This window comes from Halorubrum californiense DSM 19288, assembly GCF_000336875.1.
In the GTDB taxonomy this organism is placed as follows: domain Archaea; phylum Halobacteriota; class Halobacteria; order Halobacteriales; family Haloferacaceae; genus Halorubrum; species Halorubrum californiense.
Map to the genome: position 1 here is coordinate 86,525 of NZ_AOJK01000008.1, position 15,817 is coordinate 102,341.

Consider the following 15,817-nt stretch of genomic DNA (forward strand, 5'->3'; position numbering starts at 1 on the left):
GAAGAGCGGTAGCTCCTCGGGCCGGATAAGCGGGCGACGCGCGGCGGACCGACTCGGCGCTCTGACGCCGGATTCGCACGCAACGACAAGGGCTTTATTCGACGACGACGGACGAGGCGGATATGTTCGGCCACGGCGCGCCGGCGGTGTTGAGCGTGATCCCCGACACGTTCACGTTCGCGTGGATCGTCGCGATCCTCTTCGCGACGGCGTGGGTGCTCGACAGCCGCGGGCTGGCCGCGGGGCGCACGCTCGCGGCCGCGACGTGGGCGCTGTTCGGGCTGTTCTGGCTGTCGACGGTGCCGTACTTCGCGTTCGAACACCAGAGCTACGTCGAGTCGATCCTCGCGCTCGTCGGCTTCCCCGCCAGCGTGTACGCGGGGTACCTCCTGTACGACGGGCGGGCGTCGCTTTTCACCCTCACCCGGGCCATCGCGATTATGCTGTTCATTTACCTCCCGTTCGAGACGATTCCGGCGTTCACGTTCGCCGGGATCGCCGTCCCGGAGCCACGTCGGATCCTCATCGAGGTCGTCGCGACGCAGACCGGGATGCTCATCGACCTCCTCGGCTACGCGCCGGAGGCGGTGACGAGCAGCGAGGGGTACGACGCGGCGTACTCGTGGACGCTCGACGACGGCCACACCGTCATCATCCACATCGTGCTGGCGTGTACGGGGCTCGGGAGCATGGCCATCTTCGGCGGCCTCGTGGCCGCCGTCGAGGCGCCGCTCTCGCGGAAGCTCCGCGCGCTCGCGGTGTCGATCCCGCTCATCTACGTCCTGAACATCTTCCGAACGGCGTTCATCTCGATCGTCGCCGGCAACCAGTACATGCACTGGTACCCGGACCTCGTGTTGACGATGTTCGGCGCGACCGACCCGTACCGGGTCTCCTTCCTCATCTCCGACCGCATCATGAGCCAGCTGCTGGCGGTCGTGGCGCTCATCGCGATCACCTTCCTCGCGGTGCGCCAGCTACCCGAACTCGCGGTGATCTTGGAGGACGTCCTCTACCTCATCACCGGCGAGGAACACGACCTGACCGAGGCGCTCGACCTCCCGCGCGAGCCGACGAACCGGTAGTTCGGTACCCGGTCGACGACCCCGCCGGGGCGGTCGAGTCTCCGGGTATTGCCAGAAATATATAGTTCTATATAGCAAACTATAGACGTGGGCGACGGGTACGAGCGACTATGACTGCGAGGACGCGAGAGGAAACGCCGGGGTCCGGCCGCAGAGCGCGGCTGCGGCGGGGTGATCGCTAGTGTTGAGCGCGGTCGACCCGTTCGTCTACCTGGAGACGAACGTCGCCAAGCTGGTCTTGGCGACCGCGCTCGGCATGTTCCTCGGGCTGGAGCGGGAGTGGTCGCAGAAGTCGGCCGGGATCCGGACGTTCGCGCTCGTCAGCCTCGCGGCCGCGGTGTTCTCGCTGCTCGGCGAGTCGGGACTGCTCGTCGTCGGCGGCGTGCTGGTGGTCGCCAGCGCGGTGCTGCTCGCCGTCCGGAGCTTCGTCGAGCCCGAGGTCGACGGGCTCTCGCTGACCACCTCGGCGTCGCTGCTCGTCGCGTACGGGGTCGGCGTGCTCGTCGCCGAGGGGCTGTTCATCGAGTCGGTGACGGTGGCGGTGCTCTCGTCGCTCCTGCTCGTGTTGAAGCGAGAGCTCCACGAGTTCGCGTGGGGGCTCTCCCGCGAGGAGGTGCGCAGCGCGGTGGAGTTCACCATCCTCGCGTTCGTCGTCTTTCCGCTCCTCCCGGCCGAGACGATCGACCCGTGGGACGCGGTCCAGCCGCGGCTCGTCTGGTCGCTCGTGGTGGCGGTCAGCGCCATCGGCTTCGTCAACTACGTGCTGGTGAAGCGGTATCAGGGGCGCGGCTACGCGGTGACGGGCTTCTTCGGCGGGCTCGTCAACTCGACGGCGGTCGTCGCCGAGATGGCGAAGCGCGCGAAGGGGCGCGCGGACCTCGGCGAGATAGCGGTGGGGTCGATCCTCCTCGCGAACGCGGCGATGGCGTTCCGGAACGCCGCGGTGGTGGCCGTCTTCGTCCCGGAGGCGGCGCTCGTCGTCGGGGCGCCGCTCGGCGCGATCACGCTCGCGGGGATCGGCGTCGCCGTGTGGCGCAGCGACTGGCGGACGACGATGGAGGCCGAACTCACTTCCCCGTTCAGCCTCGGCAACGCGCTCACCTTCGGCGCGCTCTTCATACTCGTGCTGCTCGTCTCCGCCGTCGCCGAGCAGACGTTCGGCGCGGGCGGGTTCGTCGCCACCTCCTTCCTCGCCGGGTTGGTGTCGTCGGGGACCTCGACCACCACGGCGGTGTCGCTGCTCGGGACCGGACAGATCGGGGTCGACACCGCGGTCGCGGGCGTGGTCGCCGGCACCGCCGCCAGCATCCTTATCAAGACCGCCTTCGCGGCCAGCATCGCGCGGGAACTGGTGCGGCCGGTGTTCCTCTGGAACCTCCTGCTGATCGTCGTGGGAGTGGTCGCCGGGCTGCCGCTGTTGCTGCTGTGAGCGGCGTCGACCGCGGCGCGCGGTCGGTCTCGTGAGAGGGTCCGCCTCGAAAGGCGTGGACCCGGTTCAGGAGAGGTGTTCGGCGATGTCCGTCGAGGAGACCATCCCCACGTAGTCGTCGTCGACGACCGGGAGGTGTTTCACGCCGTACATCGTCATCATTGCGGCGACCTCCTGCAGCATCAGGTCGGGCGTCACCGTCTCGACGTCCTCGGTCATCACGTCGCGGACCGTCGTCGCCTCGGGGTCGTGCCCGTCGGCGACCGCCCCGACCACGTCGCTCTGCGTGACGATACAGCCGCCGCCGGTCGTCACCACCAGCGCGCTGATGTTCTCGTCGCGCATCCGGCGGGCGGCCTCCCGAACGGGCGCGTTCGCTCCGACCGTCTCCAGCGGCGTCGACATCACGTCCGCGACGCGGGTCCTGTCGTCGAGATCCATACCCCGTCATGTGCTACCGTGTCTCATTACTCTTCCGGAACGCACAACGCGGGGCGGGCGGGCCTCGGTTCGAGTCCGACGGACGCCGGCGAGACCCGAAGCGCGGCCGGTCCGTCACCTCGCCTTCGAGAGGTGCGCCGTGAGGTCCGTCGTCGACACCATCCCGATCGGCCTCCCGTCGCCGTCGGTCACCGGGAGGTGGGTGTAGCCGTGCGCGGTCGGCTCCGCCAGTTCGGCGACGGTGTCGTCGCGGCCGACGGTGATCACGTCGGTCGTCATGAACGCCTCGACCGGCGTCCGGTCTTTCGGGTCATTGTCACGGACGAGCGCGACGAAGTCCGTCGCGGTGATCAGCCCGGCCAGCGTCTCGTCGGGTTCGACGACGAGGAGCGAGCCGACCCCGGTCTCGCGCATCTTCTGCGCCGCCTCGGCCGCGGCGGCCCCGCGTTCGATCGTGGTGAGGTCGGTCGACATGATCCGAGCGACGGGCACGTCGTTCATGTATCGTGGTAACGCGAAGCACAGTAATCAAACGTGCGGTCGGTGTGGGGGCGGTCGCGAGCATCGCGGAGTCGGACCGCGGGCGGCCTCACTCCTCGACGAGCGACTCCGGAGCGCCGGCGAGCCCGGCGAGGGCGTCCGCCTCGACGTGATGGAGGTCACCGGGGATCGCGATCAGGTGGAGCGGGTCGCCGAACTCGCGGTCCGCCAGCGCGCTCAGCCGGTCGGCGGCGACGACCGCGTCCGGGGAGCCGGCGCGCGCGACGACGACCGCGAGTTCGTCCGCCCACTCCGCGGCGAGCAACCCGGCGGCGACGTCCGCGGTCATGTACTCCTCGTGGTCGGGGTCGCGGCCGGACGGCCCCGTCCCCACCTTGATGTCGAGGTAGACGACGGTGTGGAGCCCGCGCTCGCGGTTCGCCTCTATCGTCTCGACCACGCTCGCGGGCACGTCGTCGCCGCCGTGTGCGTACGGGAACGGCAGCGTCGTCGCCTTCCCGAACCGGTAGTTCTGGAGTCCGGTCAGGCTCGACGCCGCGGACTGGGCGGTCACGCCGTGGATCACCCGCGTGTCGATCCCGCGCTCCTCGGCGCGGAGGCGGAGGTCGGTGTGGGTCGTCGAAATCATCGTGTCGCCGGCGGTGAGGAACGCCGCGTCGCCGGACGCGGCCGCGTCGAGGATCGGCTCCGGGTCCCGCTCGACGCCGTCGCGGTCGCGGACCTCGACGTCGACGCCGTGGTGTGCCTCCAAGTCCGCGACGTCGGCGCCGACCAGCCGACTGGTGTAGAACTCCGCGAAGACGCGGTCGGCCTCGCGCAACGCCTCGCGCCCCTCGACGGTGACGGAGCGCTCGTCGTAGAGGCCGAGTCCGATGAACGTGAGCATGCGAGCGCTCGGCGCGCGGCGCCCTAAAAGGGCGCGAAACCCCGGTCAGTCGGATGTGACGGTGTGACTCCCTAATAGATCTTCATGATTGTCCCTTGGGATTCCATAGCAAGCCCTAAGAGGGAACCAGCACAACTTCAGGCCACGAGGCCCACTCGGGCTCACACACCACTATGACTGACGACGAACTCATCTGGCGGATATCGGGGGGGTCCGGTGACGGGATCGCTTCGACCAGCCAGAACTTCGCGAAGGCCTTGATGCGATCGGGGCTCAACGTCTTCACGCATCGGCACTACCCGTCGCGGATCCGCGGCGGTCACACGTACACCGAGGTCCGCGCGTCGGCGGGCCCGGTCGAATCCCGGGGCGACGGCTACAACTTCCTGCTCGCGCTGGGCGACTCGTTCGCCCGCAACCCGGAGGAGGAGGCCGTCTACGGCAACGAGGAGATCAAGCCGCTCTCGGAGAACCTCGACGAACTCCGCGAGGGCGGAGTCATCGTCTACGACGAGGGGCTCCTCGACGCCTCCGAGATTCCGAACTTCGACGAACGCGTCGAGGAGAACAACTGGCACGTATACCCCCTCGACCTCCGCGGGCTCGCCCGCGACCAGGGGCGTGAGGTCATGCGGAACACCGCCGGCGTCGGCGCGACCTGCGCGCTGACCGGGATGGACCTCGATCACGTCCAGGACCTCATGCGCGACGCGATGCCGGAGAAGATCCTCGAACCGAACCTCGAGATCCTCCAGATCGCGTACGATCAGGTCAGCGAAGAGTACGACGTGGACGCCCCGGACGTGTCGGTGCCGACGGGCGAACACGACGAGGAACAGCTGCTCATGTCCGGCTCGGACGCCATCGCCTACGGCGCCATCGACGAGGGGTGCCGGTTCATCGCCGGCTATCCGATGACGCCGTGGACCGAGGTGTTCACCATCATGACGCAGAACCTGCCGAAGCTCGGCGGGATCTCCGAGCAGGTGGAAGACGAGATCGCCGCGGCGGCGCTCGCGGTCGGCGCCTCGCACGCCGGCGTCAAGGCGATGTCCGGCTCCTCCGGCGGCGGGTTCGCGCTGATGTCCGAGCCGCTCGGGCTCGCGGAGATGACGGAGACGCCCGTCGTCCTCGTCGAGGCCATGCGCGCCGGCCCCTCGACCGGGATGCCGACGAAGCCGGAGCAGTCCGACCTCGAACACGTCCTCTACACGTCGCAGGGCGACTCCCAGCGGGTCGTGCTGGCCCCCGGCACCGTCGAGGAAGCGTACGAGCAGTCGCGGCTCGCCTTCCGGCTGGCCTACGAGTACCAGATCCCGTCGATCCTCCTGTACGACCAGAAGCTCGGCGGCGAGATGAAGAACGTCCCGAAGAGCCACTTCGACCGCGAGCCGAACCCGGACCTCGGGAAGACGCTCTCGGAGGACGCGCTGTCCGAGCAACCGCACAGCGAGGACGGCAAGTTCCACCGCTTCCAGCACGACGTCGACGACGGCGTCTCGCCGCGGTCGATCCCCGGCCAGAAGGGCGGTCGCTTCCTCGCGACGGGCAACGAGCACGACCCGACCGGCCACATCAGCGAGTCCCCGGAGAACCGGGTCGCGCAGATCGACCGGCGGGCCGAGAAGCTGGCCGCGATCCGCGAGGACCTCGACACCGAGGACACGGGGTCGTACGCCGGTCCCGAGGACGCCGAGTACGGCATCCTCACGTTCGGCAGCCAGCAGGGGACCGTCGAGGAGGCCGTCGGTCGCCTCAATGACGCTGGCGTTTCGGTGAAGTCGTACGGCGTCTCCGACATGCTCCCGTTCCCGACCGAGCAGGTCAGGGAGTTCGTCGAGAGCGTCGACGAGGTCCTCGTCGTGGAGATGACGGCGTCCGGACAGTTCCGCGGGCTCGTCCAGAAGAACCTCGGCCAGTACGGCGAGAAGCTGTCGAGCCTGCTGAAGTACAACGGGAACCCGTTCGAGCCGGCGGAGATCGTCGACGGGTTCGAGACGGCGATCGTCGAGGGCGACGGCGACGCCCCCGGCAACCAGACCACCTTCGTCCCAGCCGCAGGTGACTAACCAATGAGCACGTTTTCAGCAATCGGAGAGGAACGGGAGATCGACCGCGACGAGTACACCCCCGGCGTGGAGCCGCAGCCGACCTGGTGTCCGGGCTGCGGTGACTTCAGCGTCCTGAAGGCGCTCAAGCAGGCGCTTCCGGAAGTCGGGCGCACGCCCGAGGAGACGCTGCTGTGTACCGGGATCGGCTGTTCGGGCAAGCTGAACAGCTACCTCGACACGTACGGGTTCCACACGATCCACGGGCGCTCGCTGCCCGTGGCCCGCGCCGCGAAGCTCGCGAACCCCGATCTCGAAGTGATCGCCGCCGGCGGCGACGGCGACGGCTACGGGATCGGCGGGAACCACTTCATCCACACGGCCCGGGAGAACCACGACATGACGTACATCGTGTTCAACAACGAGATCTTCGGGCTCACGAAGGGGCAGACCTCCCCCACGAGTCCGAAGGGCCACAAGTCGAAGACGCAGCCCCACGGGAGCGCCAAGGAGCCGATCAAGCCGCTCTCGATGTCGCTCAACGCCGGCGCCTCCTACGTCGCCCGGACGGCCGCGGTGAACCCGAACCAGGCGAAGGAGATCATCACCGAGGCGATCGAACACGACGGGTTCGCGCACGTCGACTTCCTCACCCAGTGCCCGACCTGGAACAAGGACGCGCGCCAGTACGTCCCGTACATCGACGTCAACGAGTCCGACGACTACGAGTTCGACAAGACGGACCGCGTCGAGGCCGCCGAGATGATGCGGACGACCGAGGAGTCGCTGTACGAGGGCGAGGTCCTCACCGGCCGCTTCTACGTCGACGAGGAGCGCCCCTCCTACGGCCAAGAGAAGCAGACGATCGGCGAGATGCCCGAGGAGCCGCTGGCCGAGCGCTACTGGGACGACGACTACGAGTGGGAGCGCTCCCACGACATGTTCCTCGACAAACACGCCTGAGCGGGGCCGGCGGCCGTTCACGGTGCGGCGAGTTCGTTTTTTGCTTCGCAAGGTATTTTTTCATTGGTGACAAACGGAGTAGTATGAGTACTGTATCGACGGAGGAACGGATCCTCTCCGTGTTAGAGGAGGACGCGCAGGCGTCCTGCGGAGAGATCGCAGAGCGGGCCGACGTCTCGAAGCCGACGGTGCGGAAGTACATCGACCGCCTCGAAGAGCGGGGCGTGATCGTCGGCTACTCCGCGGAGGTCGACCCGAAGAAGCTCTCGTCGCAGTCGATCGCGATGGTCGGCATGGACGTGGACTCGGGGCAGTACGTGGAGGCCACCCGCGAACTGAAATCGCTCGACGAGGTCCAGGCGCTGTACACCCCCTCCGGCGACCACATGCTGATGGCCGAGGTCCGCGCCGGCGACGGCGACGAACTCGGCGACGTCATCTCCGAGCGGCTGCTCGGCGTCGACGGTGTCACCGCGGCGCACCCCTCGTTCCTCCAGGAGCGCCTAAAGTAAGTCGGCGGTCCGTTTCTCGACGTCGCGCGCGTCAGCCGAGCACTCTCGGATCGGCGACGACGACCGACTCGTCACCTGCCGGGCTACGGCGAGTTCCGCGCGGCGCGAACCCGTGCGCGCTGAAGAACTCCTCGGCGCTGGGGCGGTCGGCGGGCACCGTCGCGCGGAGCGTCTCGACGCCCCGGTCGGCGAGCGCGTCTCCTACGCGGGCGAGCAGCTCGTCCGCGACGCCCTCGCCGGCGCGGTTCGGATGGACCCACAGCGCCAGCAGCTCCGCCTCGGTCCCGTCGGGGTCGGGATGTGCGATGGCCAAGCCGACGGGTCCCTCCTCGTCGTGTTCCATCAGGAACGACCACTCCGCCTCGGCGGCGGCCTCGCGGACGCCGGCGGCGGACACGTCGAGTAAGGGCGCGCCGATGTCGTCGAACACCGTCTCCTCGCGGGCTCGCGACACCGCGGTCCGCAACGCTTCCGCGTCGTCGGGCCGAGCCGCCCGGACATCCATGTTCGACCGTGAGTAAAGAACGCACCTATAGGTTTCGGGACGTGAATTGATCCCACAGTAGCCGGGAGGAGAGCCGGCGATCCGTCGGCGTCCCTACGCGACGGGTTCGACGCCGATCGTGACGGTCGTCTCCTCGACCGACCACTCCTCGACGAGGCCGCCGTCGGCGTCCGCGGCGTCACTCGGGTCGTCGAGCCACGCGTCGGCGCGCACCTCGCCGGCGATCAGGTCGGCGTGGTCGTCGACGAAGCCAGCCACGCGCTCGTCGTCGACCGCGACGCCGACGCGGATCCGCGCCTCCACGTCCAGGTCGAGTTCCTTGCGCATCTCCTGGACCCGGCGGATCACGTCGCGGGCGTACCCCTCGGACTCGATGTCGGGCGTCAACGAGGTGTCGACGTATACGGTCCCGCCCTCGAAGTCGGCCCCGGAGACGTGCTCGGGGGGCTCCGCGACGTACTCGACCATCTCGTCGTCGAGGTCGACGGGCTCACCGTCGACGGTCACCTCGCCGCCCTCGACCTCGGCGCGGGTCGCGCCCTGAACCGCCTCCATCACCTTCTGGGCGTCGCCGCCGAACGCCGGCCCGATGGCGGCCATCTGCGGCTCCGCGGTCTCGACCAGCTCCTCGAACGAGTCGGTGACGACCACCTCGCGGGCGTTGACGCGGTCGGCGATCAGCGCTTCGAGCCGGTCGACCGCGGCCGCGACCGTCTCGTCGTCCGACTCGACGACGACGCGCGGCACGGGCCAGCGGAGCTTGCGACCGGCCTGCTGGCGCGCGTTCGCGGCCGCCTCCTCGACGTCGCGGAACACCGCCACGTCGCGTTCGAGGTCCGGGTCGCGCAGGTCGGCGTCCGGATCGGGGTACGACAGCGCGTGGACCGTCGTCGCCCCGCCGTCGAGCCGCTGGTACATCCGCTCGGTCAGGTACGGCGCGATCGGCGCGAGCAGCCGGATCACCTCGTCGAGGACGGTCGCGAGCGTGGCGTACGCGCCGCGCTTCGAGGCGGAGTCGGCCTCCTCCCACATCCGGTCGCGGACGGCCTTCACGTAGAACCGCGAGACGTCCTGCGTGACGAACTCGATGACGGCGTTGACGGCGTCGCTGACGCGGTAGTCCTCCCAGGCGTCGGCGACCTCGGCCTCGACGGACTGGAGCCGGGAGAGTACCCACTCGTCGACGAGTTCGAGCTCGCCGTCCGCGAGGTCGGCGTCGGCCGGGTCGTAGCCGTCGAGTTCCATGTACTCCAAGGGGAACCGGAACACGTTCCAGAGGATGTTGAGCTTGCCCTGAATCTCGCCGAGCCCGTCCCACTCGAACGCGAGGTCGACGCCCTGTTGGTCGTGGCTGAGGAGGTAGGTCCGGAGCGGGTCGCGGCCGGCGCGCTCGATGGCCTCCTCCGGCGTGACGATGTTGCCGACCGACTTCGACATCTTCCGCCCGTCCTCGTCGTTGGCGAAGCCGTGCATCAGCACCTCCTCGTAGGGGATCTGATCGACCGCGGCGGTCCCCATCCCGAGCTGCGACCAGAACCAGCCGCGGGTCTGGTCGTGGGCCTCGATGATCAGGTCAGCGGGCCACAGCTCGTCGTGGGCGGTCTCGTCGCTCGGGTAGCCGAGCGTGCCCCACGAGGCGACCGAGGAGTCGAGCCACACGTCGAACACGTCCTCGACGCGGCGGTAGGTCGTCCCGTCCTCGACGATGGTGAGGTCGTCGACCGCGGGGCGGTGGAGGTCGATCGACTTGGGGTCGATGTCCTCCTCGACGCGTTCAGCGAGTTCCTCGCGGGTGCCGATCACGATCATGTCCTCGTCGAGGTTGCCGGCCTCCGCGTCCTCCGGTACCCAGATCGGGATCGGGACGCCCCAGTAGCGCTGGCGGGAGACGTTCCAGTCGGGCGCGTCCTCGATGAAGTCGCGGAAGCGGTTGTCGCGGGCCCACTGGGGGTGCCACTCCGACTCCTCCATGTTGTCGAGGAGGTCCTCCTTCACGTCCGCGATCGAAATGAACCACTGGTCGGTGACCAGCTGGATGATTCCGGTGTCACAGCGCCAGCAGTGGCCGTAGCTGTGGTCGACGGTGCCGTGCGCGAGCATGTGGCCGTCGGCGACGAGGTCGTCGACGATGTCGTCGTTGGCGTTGCGGACGAACTGGCCGGCGTACTCGCCGGCCGACGCCTCGAACTCGCCGTTCGGACCGACCGGGCAGTAGATGTCGAGCCCGAGTTCGGTGCCGCGGTGGAAGTCCTCCTCACCGTGGCCCGGCGCTGAGTGGACCAGCCCGGTGCGGTCGGCCTCGACGTAGTCGGCGGCGTACACCTGCCCGGCGCCCTCGAAGTCGGGGTACTCGGCGACGCGGTCGGCGAGGGGATGGTCGTACGCCCAGCCGACGAGGTCGTCGCCCGAAAGCTCGGCCTCGACCTCGTACTCCTCGTAGCGGCCTTCCCCCAACACGTCCTCGACGCACTCCGCGGCGACGTAGAGGACCTCCTCCTCGCCGTCCTTCTCCGCGCGGACGACGTTGTAGGTGAGCTCTTCGTCGACGGCGACGAAGGTGTTCGCGGGGATGGTCCACGGCGTCGTCGTCCAGATGACGAGGCTCCCCTCGCGGTCGGCGAGCGGGAACTTCACGTAGACGGAGGGGTCCTCGACGTCCTCGTACTCGACCTCGTTGTTGGCGAGCCCGGTCTCGCAGCGCGGGCACTGCGAGATGGACCGCTTCCCCTGCTCGACGAGTCCGTTGTCGGCGACCTCGGAGAACGCCCACCAGGCGGCCTCCATGTACTCCGGCGAGATGGTCTCGTAGGGATCGTCCCATTCCATCCAGACGCCGATGGATTTGAAGTCCTCGTCCATCGCCGCCCGGTTGTCGAGGGCGAACTCCTTGCACTTCTCGATGAACGACTCCATCCCGTACGCCTCGATGTCCCGTTTGTTCTCGAAGCCGAGCTCCTCCTCGACTTTCACCTCGATCGGGAGCCCGTGCATGTCGTAGCCGGGACGGTCGGTGACGCGGTGGCCGGTCATCCGCTTGTACCGGATGACCGCGTCTTTCAGGGTCTTGTTCCAAGCCGTCCCGAGGTGCATCTGCCCGGAGGTGTACGGCGGGCCGTCCACGAAGAAGAACGGCGGGTCGTCGGCGTGCGCCTCCTTCGCCGCCTCGTAGGCGTCGTGCTCGTCCCAGTACTCGTCGACCGCGGTCTCGACGTCCGCGGGCGCGTACTGGTCGTCGATCTGCTCCATACGCAGTTGGTCTGCGCGCGCGTATTTGAATACGGCGGAGTCGTGGGAACGGTTCGAACGGGACGGAACGGGACAAGACACTTCCACCGGGAGCCGAACGCTCCGGGCATGGAGACGCCGCGAGTGGTGCGCGAGAACCTCGGGTACGCGCTCCTCGGCGGGCCGGCGCTGGCCGCCGTCTCGTTCGCCGTCGGCGCGCGACTCTTCGGCACCGCCGCGGGCGTCGCCGTCGCGGTCGCGACGTACGCGCTCGGGTGGGCGCTCTCGGCCCGGCGGTCCGCGTCGGAGCCGGAGCGGTCGCCGTCGGACGCGGACGACGGGCGCGAGCGCCGCGAGCGGGAGGCCGAGGCGGGGAAGGGTGGCTACGGCGGGGGCGGCGGGTAACGGGCGGCCGCTCCTCGACGTTCCCGAGGGAGCAGCCGCGGTCGGTGAGGGGCTAAGCCGGGGTCACCGGGAGTCTGGATGGCCGTCACCGAAGTAGTCCGCGAGCCGCTCGGCGGCCTCGGTCGCGCGCGGCGTCACCAGGGCGAACCGGATCCACTCGTCGCGGGCGGTGCCGAACGCCTCGCCCGGCATCCCGGCGACGCCCGCCTCGTCGATCAGTCGCTTGACGTTCGCCATGGTTCCGGGGAACCCCTCGAAGCGCGCGAGGACGTAGAAGGCGCCCTCAGGGCGGCTGTACTCCGCGCCGGCCGCGTCGAGCGCGTCGGTGAACGCGTCCACGCGGTCCGCGAGCAGGTCGCGCGACTCGGCGTAGTACTCCGGCGGCGTCTCGGCGAGCGCGTGGTGGACCGCGTACTGGGAGGGGCGCGCCCCGGTGACGTTCACGAGCATGTGTCGGGTCTTCGCATCGCCGACGTGCGCCTCGGGGAAGACGCCGTAGCCGACGCGGAGCCCCGTGATCGCCATCGACTTCGAGAAGCCGCTGGTGACGATGACGCGGTCCGAGTCGAGCGTGAGCGCTGACTCGAACGAGCCCGCGAGGTCGAACCGGTCGTACACCTCGTCGACGACGACGAGCGCGTCGACGGCCTCCGCCACGGCGACGACCTCGCGGACCGCGTCGAGGTCGTACACCGCGCCGGTCGGGTTGTTCGGCGTGTTCAAGACGATCAGCGCGGTGTCCTCGCTCGCGGCCTCGCGGACCGCGCCGACGTCGAGGCCGCCATCGCGGGCGGTCGGCACGAGCGTCGGCTCCCCGCCGAGCAGGTGCGTCTTCCCGGGGTAGTACGGGTACACCGGGTCCATGAGCAGCGCCTCGTCGCCGGCGCCGCGGTCGAGCGCGCGGGCCATCGCGAGGTAGTTCGCCTCGCCGGTGCCGTTGGTGACGACCACGCGGTCGGGGTCGACGCCGCGGCGCTCGGCGATTTCTTCCCGGAGTCCGCGGAGCCCGTCGCTCGGCGGGTACTGGAAGTCTGCGGGCGGCAGGTCGGCGTACTCGCGGAGCGCCTCCCGGAGCGCGGCGGGCGGCTCCCAGTCGGGGTTGCCGCTCACCATGTCGATGACGTCGCCGTCGGCGGCCGCGGCGTACTGCATCACGTGGAAGAACTTCGGCTCCTCGTACTCCATACGGTCGGGTCGGGCGCGCCCGCCGTGGCTCTTTCGACCCGGGAGCGATGCCTCGGAATGGCGGAAGTGGGGCCGTCTCACGAGCGTCGCCGCAATCCGGTGGTTTGACCTACCGACACGCACAGCGAGCGGTATGAACAAACGCGGCCACGTCCTCAACGGCCTGCTGCTCGCCCTCGGGCTGGGCTTCATCGTCGAGCCGGGGCTCGACGCGGCGACCGCGAGAACCGTCGCCGAGATCACCGTCCCGGTCGTGTTGGGGGCGCTGTTCCCAGACGTCGACACCGCCTTCGGGCGCCACCGGAAGACGCTCCACAGCCTCCCGGTGCTGGCGATATTCCTCGCGTACCCGATCCTCTTCGGGAACCTCCAGTACGTGTGGATCGGCGTGTTGACGCACTACCTCCTCGACGTGGTCGGGAGCCGGCGCGGCATCGCGCTGTTCCACCCGCTCTCGGACAAGGAGTTCGGGCTTCCGAGCGGCGTGACGACGAGCAGCAAGTACGCCGACCTCGTCACCGTGATCATCACCGCGATCGAGCTGACGGGCTTCTGGGCGATCCACACCTACGTCGTCACCCTCGATCTCGACCTCTCGGCTGCCTCTGAGGCCGCGGCCGGATTCGGCTTATAAATAAATCGCGAGCGAGGCGGTCGTCCGGTGATCGGCGGCCTCGCTCGCCCCTCCCCCGTCGCCGTCCCGGTGGCTTTTCGTCGTCGCTCGCGTGTCCCGAGGCATGACCGAGAGAGACGAGTCCGCGCCGACGGTCGCGGTGGTCGGCGGCGGCGCGGTCGGCGTCACGGCTGCCCACGACCTCGCAGCCCGGGGCGCAGACGTGTCGCTGTTCGAGCGCGGGGCGCTGGCGGCCGAGAGTTCGGGCCGCGCGGCGGGGCTCCTCTACGACGCCTACGCCGAGGACGTCGACGCCGCGGTCGGCGCCCGTGCGCTGGAGCGGTTCCGCGCGTTCGACCGGTCTCTCCCCGGCTTCTCGTTTACGCCGTGCCCGTACGTGATCGCGGTGCGCGAGGGCGACCCCGACGCCGACGCCGTCCCGGCGATGGTGGAACGCATGCGCGACCACGACCGCGAGGTGTCCGTCGTCGACCCCGACGCGCTCGGTGAGCGTTTCCCCGCCCTCCGCACCGACGACCTCGCCGTGGCCGCGGTCGCCGAGGGCGCGGGGTGGACCGACCCGCCGAGCTACGTCCGCGCGCTCGGCGAGCGGGCCGTGAGCGAGGGCGTCGCGGTCGAGACGGAGACCGCGGTCGCGCTCGGTCCGCGGACCGACGGGGGTCGGGAGGTCCGGCTCCGCGACCCCGGAGCCGACGGCGACTCGGCGGCCGAGACGCGCGCCGTCGACGCCGTCGTCGTCGCCGCCGGGGCGCGCACCCGATCGCTACTCGCGGACGCCGGCGTCTCGGTCCCGGTCGTCCCCTACCGCGTTCAGGCGCTCGTCGCCCGAGGTACCTACGACGGCCCGATGGCCTACGACGCGACCGCGGACGCGTACGTCCGCCCGCACCCGGACGGACTGCTCGCCGGCGACGGCACGGAACCGGTCCCGGCCGACCCCGACGGCTACCGACGGGAGGCGGACGACTGGTTCCGCGAGGACGTCGCCGCCGTCCTCGACGAGCGACTCGCCCGTCGCGGGTCCGCCGACCGCGCCGACCGCGACCTTGACGACGCCCGGGCGTGGGCCGGACTCTGTACCGCGACGCCCGACGGCGACCCGCTCGTCGGGCCCGTCGATCCGGCGGAGGGCGACCCGACGCTCTTCGTCGCGGCCGGCTGGCAGGGGCACGGGTTCATGCGCGCCCCCGCTGTCGGCGAGGCGGTCGCCGAGGGGGTGCTCGCGTCGCTCGCCGGCGTCGACTTCGACAGCCCGGACTCACCGTGGATCGGCGCGTTCGACCCGACGCGGTTCGACGGCGACGAGGCGTTCGAGATCGTCGAGGGGATGTCGCTGTCGAACCGGACGGAAGAGAGGTGAGAAGAAGCGGAGCCGGCTGACCGGCAGTCAGTCGTCCTCTTCGACGACGTCGACGTCGGCGGAGCCGCCGCGCTTGGGGATCTCGACGTGAAGCGTTCCGTTGCGCGTGAGCGTCGCGTTCGCGCCCTCGGGCGTCACGTCGGCGTCCTGCGGCAGGTCGACGCTCCCGGAGAGCGAGACGCCGCGGCCCGGAAACACGAGGTCGTAGCCGTCGTAGAAGTCGCGGAAGCGTTCGAGGTTCACCTCGACGGTGCGGTCGAGGAAGGTGACGTCGACGTCCTCGCCGCGGACGCCGGGGGCGTCGAAGACGACGAGGTAGGCGTCGTCGCTCTCGAGGAGGTCGGTGGAGAGCGGGCGGCGCTCCTGGACGCGGCCCCAGCCGCGGCCGACGCGTTCGAGGACGTTCCGGAGCGCGGACCGACCGGTCTCGACGAGTCGGCTCACCGCTTACACCTCGATTTCGACGAGGTCGCTCTCCCCGCAGTACGGACAGGAGAGGTCCTCGACCGCGTGGTCGTCGGGCACGTCGTACGTGTAGTGGTTCTCGAACATGTCGAGTTCGCAGTCGTCGCTGACGCACTTGACCTCCATCGTCGATGGCATGTCCGGTCGTAGTGCCGGCGAGGGCTTAAACGGCG

General features: G+C 69.6%; 16 protein-coding genes. 8 read left to right on the top strand and 8 right to left on the bottom strand.

The window, feature by feature from the left end:
• Positions 1-122: 122 nt before the first annotated feature.
• Both artA and C463_RS00805 read left to right on the top strand, forming a co-directional pair.
• Positions 123-1,085, top strand: coding sequence for an archaeosortase A (gene artA, locus C463_RS00800; protein WP_008440203.1), 963 nt, complete (start codon positions 123-125; stop codon positions 1,083-1,085).
• 181 nt (positions 1,086-1,266) lie between these two features.
• A complete protein-coding gene (locus C463_RS00805) occupies positions 1,267-2,514 on the top strand; it encodes an MgtC/SapB family protein (RefSeq protein ID WP_008440204.1) in 1,248 nt (415 codons plus the stop codon).
• Positions 2,515-2,580: 66 nt separating this feature from the next.
• Here the strand turns inward: C463_RS00805 and C463_RS00810 are convergent, their stop codons facing one another.
• The 3 genes from C463_RS00810 to dph5 form a co-directional block, all read right to left on the bottom strand.
• Positions 2,581-2,955: a CBS domain-containing protein gene (locus C463_RS00810; RefSeq protein ID WP_008440207.1), complete on the bottom strand. Its 375-nt coding sequence runs from the start codon at positions 2,953-2,955 to the stop codon at positions 2,581-2,583.
• 114 nt (positions 2,956-3,069) lie between these two features.
• Positions 3,070-3,456, bottom strand: a complete 387-nt coding sequence (locus tag C463_RS00815; RefSeq protein WP_008440209.1) for a CBS domain-containing protein — start codon at positions 3,454-3,456, stop codon at positions 3,070-3,072.
• An 88-nt stretch (positions 3,457-3,544) separates the two neighbouring features.
• The gene (dph5, locus tag C463_RS00820) at positions 3,545-4,342 is read right to left on the bottom strand and encodes a diphthine synthase (protein WP_008440210.1); all 798 of its coding nucleotides are present in this window, start codon (positions 4,340-4,342) and stop codon (positions 3,545-3,547) included.
• A gap of 173 nt (positions 4,343-4,515) precedes the next feature.
• Here dph5 and C463_RS00825 point away from each other — a divergent pair, with 173 nt between their 5' ends.
• From C463_RS00825 to lrpA1, 3 genes are all read left to right on the top strand, one after another.
• Positions 4,516-6,411, top strand: coding sequence for a 2-oxoacid:acceptor oxidoreductase subunit alpha (locus C463_RS00825; RefSeq protein ID WP_008440211.1), 1,896 nt, complete (start codon positions 4,516-4,518; stop codon positions 6,409-6,411).
• Positions 6,412-6,414: 3 nt separating this feature from the next.
• Complete coding sequence (locus C463_RS00830; protein WP_008440212.1) at positions 6,415-7,353, top strand: thiamine pyrophosphate-dependent enzyme; 939 nt, start codon at positions 6,415-6,417, stop codon at positions 7,351-7,353.
• 83 nt (positions 7,354-7,436) lie between these two features.
• Positions 7,437-7,865: an HTH-type transcriptional regulator LrpA1 gene (gene lrpA1 / locus C463_RS00835; protein ID WP_008440213.1), complete on the top strand. Its 429-nt coding sequence runs from the start codon at positions 7,437-7,439 to the stop codon at positions 7,863-7,865.
• 31 nt (positions 7,866-7,896) lie between these two features.
• Here the strand turns inward: lrpA1 and C463_RS00840 are convergent, their stop codons facing one another.
• The gene (locus tag C463_RS00840) at positions 7,897-8,370 is read right to left on the bottom strand and encodes a GNAT family N-acetyltransferase (protein WP_008440214.1); all 474 of its coding nucleotides are present in this window, start codon (positions 8,368-8,370) and stop codon (positions 7,897-7,899) included.
• Between the two features lie 93 nt (positions 8,371-8,463).
• On the bottom strand, positions 8,464-11,616 hold the full coding sequence (ileS, locus tag C463_RS00845; RefSeq protein WP_008440216.1) for an isoleucine--tRNA ligase: 3,153 nt from the start codon (positions 11,614-11,616) through the stop codon (positions 8,464-8,466).
• A gap of 108 nt (positions 11,617-11,724) precedes the next feature.
• Here ileS and C463_RS00850 point away from each other — a divergent pair, with 108 nt between their 5' ends.
• Positions 11,725-12,000 carry a hypothetical protein gene (locus tag C463_RS00850; RefSeq protein ID WP_008440217.1) on the top strand — a complete coding sequence of 92 codons (276 nt, stop codon included), beginning with the start codon at positions 11,725-11,727 and terminating at the stop codon, positions 11,998-12,000.
• Between the two features lie 63 nt (positions 12,001-12,063).
• Here C463_RS00850 and C463_RS00855 read toward each other — a convergent pair whose 3' ends face one another.
• Positions 12,064-13,185 carry a pyridoxal phosphate-dependent aminotransferase gene (locus tag C463_RS00855; RefSeq protein WP_008440218.1) on the bottom strand — a complete coding sequence of 374 codons (1,122 nt, stop codon included), beginning with the start codon at positions 13,183-13,185 and terminating at the stop codon, positions 12,064-12,066.
• Between the two features lie 133 nt (positions 13,186-13,318).
• Here C463_RS00855 and C463_RS00860 point away from each other — a divergent pair, with 133 nt between their 5' ends.
• Positions 13,319-13,819: a metal-dependent hydrolase gene (locus C463_RS00860; RefSeq protein WP_008440219.1), complete on the top strand. Its 501-nt coding sequence runs from the start codon at positions 13,319-13,321 to the stop codon at positions 13,817-13,819.
• Positions 13,820-13,922: 103 nt separating this feature from the next.
• Positions 13,923-15,179 (top strand): NAD(P)/FAD-dependent oxidoreductase, encoded by a 1,257-nt coding sequence (locus tag C463_RS00865; protein WP_008440220.1) that lies wholly within the window; start codon positions 13,923-13,925, stop codon positions 15,177-15,179.
• Between the two features lie 27 nt (positions 15,180-15,206).
• Here the strand turns inward: C463_RS00865 and C463_RS00870 are convergent, their stop codons facing one another.
• Entirely contained in the window at positions 15,207-15,623 is a 417-nt protein-coding gene (locus C463_RS00870; RefSeq protein WP_008440221.1) for an Hsp20/alpha crystallin family protein, read from the bottom strand.
• Positions 15,624-15,626: 3 nt separating this feature from the next.
• Entirely contained in the window at positions 15,627-15,782 is a 156-nt protein-coding gene (locus C463_RS19105) for a DUF7559 family protein (RefSeq protein WP_008440223.1), read from the bottom strand.
• Between the last annotated feature and the right edge of the window lie 35 nt (positions 15,783-15,817).